Below are 1806 nucleotides of genomic sequence, written 5' to 3'. Positions count from 1 at the left end.
GTTATCTGCTGCTCGTCCGGCGTGCCCGGCGGCGCCACCCCGGGTCCGGCTTGTCACTAAATCGCCCCTATATGCCGAAGTCCCGCGAACGAGTGATCGCATTTCGGACAGCAGCTGACCGTGCGCTTCCTGCCTGATCTGTGAGTTCAAGGTGGCTAGACAGCATCAAGGCAGCGGCCGAGCCCTCGTCGTCGTCCGGATCGCTGTCGTCACCCCTCAGGGCATCCCCGACGCGATCGAACGCCGAGCGCTGCGAGTCGAGGCGCACGAAGGTGTAGATGTCCATGGTCACCCGGATCGAGCTGTGGCCCAGGACTTCCATGATCATGCGGGCGTCAGGAAGCGCACGGTCCGGTCAGAGGGGGTCTTGCAGCACTTGCCGAGGGCGCAGCGGCGCCGCTTGTGTTCCGGCCGCTTCTCGTCCTTGCCCTGAGCGCAGCACTGGCAGGTGACGGCCGTCTTCGCGAGGAAGGCGCGGATATCGCGGGCAGTGAGCCGGACCAGGTCAGAACTCCTCTCCAACTCGACAACGAGGAACCGGGGTTCCAGCAGCACGCGCATGCGAGCACGCCAACCGCCCCGTCTCCCGGCTGATGGTCGACGGGCTGCGGCCCAGCTCGGCGGCGATCGCCCGAACCGACGCCTTCTCGCGCAGCCGGTCGGCGATGTAGATCCGGTCGACCTCACGCAGGTATCGGGACGGACCAGGAGGCGGCACCACCGCATGCGCCGGTGGTGCCGCCTTGTTCCTGCCCGACGGATTGCGGCCGTTACGCCATCGCTTTCCCGTCCGGATGTTGATTCCGACGCGTCGACATGCCTCCCGGCCGCTCAGCCCCTGGTCCATGAGCCGGAAGTATTCCTCCCGCTCACGGACCATGCCGTCTGCGGCCCTGAGCCGTCCGGACCTTGCGGATCTCGAAGTCCATCGCACCCCTTGGACCGGGGTGTTGCGACGACCACTAGAACCCAAGATGATCCGGGGGCCTCTGCTGTTGTGGCGTACAGCAGCGAAGTACAGCGATCGCGCCGGCCGGAGAGGAGCCACGGCCCAGACCGCGGAGCCGCTGCAGCCCGCCAGTGTCCTGCCCACCTGGCGTGGGGGATCACCAGGTCGGAGGCCCGGTCAGGAGTGGGCGCCACCGCCGGAAGAACGGTGGCCGCGGCCGGCCCCGGCGACGGACTCACGGATGCTGCCGTTTCGGGAGGCGGCGTGGTGGGTCAGGACCTTCATGATCTCCGAGGCCAGCGCATCTGCCAGTGCAGGCGCCAGGGATTCCGCCAGTGCGGTCGCCATGGTCTGCGTGAACAGCACCCGTTCCAGTTCCGAGGAAGAACGGGAGGGCGGCCGGGACAGGGACTCCACGGCCGCTTCCATCAGAGCTCCAGCCAGCGGGTCCCTTCCGTATTTGACGCCATTGCCGGTGCGCGGAATTCTGGCGTCGCGCACCATTTCATCAAAGACCTCATCGATGAAGGCCTCCACGGGATCCCGTTCCGATTCTCCGTCGGACTCAGCTGCCATTTGTCGTTCCTCAAGTCTTCGATTGCCGTACGGGGCCCTGCCCCCCGACGTCGACGACGGCAACGATCGGAGGGCAGGGGTGTTGCCATGTCCTGTCAGCGGCGCATCAGCGCGGCGAGGAGAAGCGGGTTCTCGATGCCCGACCCTTCGCCGTGCTCCCCACGCCGGTGCATGAGCGCGGCGAGCATGAGCGGGTTCTCGATGCCCGACCCTTCGCCGCGCTCCCCACGCCGGTGCATGAGCGCGGCGAGCATGAGCGGGTTCTCGATGCCCGACCCTTC

4 protein-coding genes and 1 pseudogene are annotated in these 1806 nt (G+C 67.2%); all 5 read right to left on the bottom strand.

Features of this window, described 5'->3' with window-relative positions; genetic code table 11:
• Window positions 1-67: 67 nt before the first annotated feature.
• A complete protein-coding gene (locus tag ACWDNY_RS31365) occupies window positions 68-328 on the bottom strand; it encodes a hypothetical protein (RefSeq protein ID WP_451649198.1) in 261 nt (86 codons plus the stop codon).
• Complete coding sequence (locus ACWDNY_RS31360) at window positions 325-561, bottom strand: hypothetical protein (protein WP_451649199.1); 237 nt, start codon at window positions 559-561, stop codon at window positions 325-327. Before ACWDNY_RS31360 ends, ACWDNY_RS31365 begins: the two co-directional genes overlap by 4 nt.
• Window positions 562-574: 13 nt before the next feature.
• Window positions 575-929 (bottom strand): annotated as a pseudogene (locus ACWDNY_RS31355) (helix-turn-helix domain-containing protein); the annotation flags it as partial.
• A 197-nt stretch (window positions 930-1126) separates the two neighbouring features.
• Window positions 1127-1525 carry a hypothetical protein gene (locus tag ACWDNY_RS31350; protein ID WP_451649197.1) on the bottom strand — a complete coding sequence of 133 codons (399 nt, stop codon included), beginning with the start codon at window positions 1523-1525 and terminating at the stop codon, window positions 1127-1129.
• Between the two features lie 95 nt (window positions 1526-1620).
• On the bottom strand, window positions 1621-1806 hold a 186-nt coding region (locus tag ACWDNY_RS31345; protein ID WP_451649196.1), incomplete at its 5' end, for a hypothetical protein.

Source organism: Streptomyces sp. NPDC003697, from assembly GCF_053587115.1.
The sequence above is the reverse complement of the archived record's forward strand: the minus strand, read 5'-3'. Positions and strand labels throughout refer to the sequence as shown.

Coding starts and splice junctions, on each gene's coding strand:
- ACWDNY_RS31350 (WP_451649197.1), bottom strand. CDS start 1,525: ATGGCAGCTGAGTCCGACGGAGAATCGGAACGGGATCCCGTGGAGGCC.
- ACWDNY_RS31365 (WP_451649198.1), bottom strand. CDS start 328: ATGATCATGGAAGTCCTGGGCCACAGCTCGATCCGGGTGACCATGGAC.
- ACWDNY_RS31360 (WP_451649199.1), bottom strand. CDS start 561: ATGCGCGTGCTGCTGGAACCCCGGTTCCTCGTTGTCGAGTTGGAGAGG.